The following is a 369-nucleotide window of genomic DNA, read 5'->3' as shown; positions in this document are numbered from 1 at the left end:
AGCCTGAAAGCCGTACAGACGTCGGGTACGACAACATCTGCGGCGAGCGATGCTGTCAGCATTCCTTTATTGAAACCAGTCGTAGGCACGGTCGATCCGCAAACGGGCACCCTTGACGTCGTCGGTGAACCAGGCGCAACCGTGCAACTGAAAGATGCCGCAGGCACCCCTGTGGGTACGCCTGTCATCCTGGACAGTGCAGGCAAAGGCGTGTTGCAAGTACCGGTCACCCAGAGCGACAAGCTGGTGGCGGTCACGCAAACCGTGAACAATGTCGAGTCACTGCCTACGGCCCAAATCAGCGTGCCGCTGCTGAAACCGTCGCTGGACACACCCAGTGCCGCGACAGGCACCGTGGCCGTTATCGGT

Annotated in this window: 1 protein-coding gene; it reads left to right on the top strand. The window is 60.2% G+C overall.

Going from position 1 to position 369, the window contains the following annotated elements:
- Positions 1-69 precede the first annotated feature (69 nt).
- Positions 70-369 (top strand): hypothetical protein (locus DK871_RS25595; RefSeq protein ID WP_218581540.1); only part of this gene is annotated, 300 nt, incomplete at its 3' end.

Source organism: Pseudomonas sp. L13 (assembly GCF_009935965.1).
Lineage (GTDB): Bacteria > Pseudomonadota > Gammaproteobacteria > Pseudomonadales > Pseudomonadaceae > Aquipseudomonas > Aquipseudomonas lactis.
The sequence above is the reverse complement of the archived record's forward strand: the minus strand, read 5'-3'. Positions and strand labels throughout refer to the sequence as shown.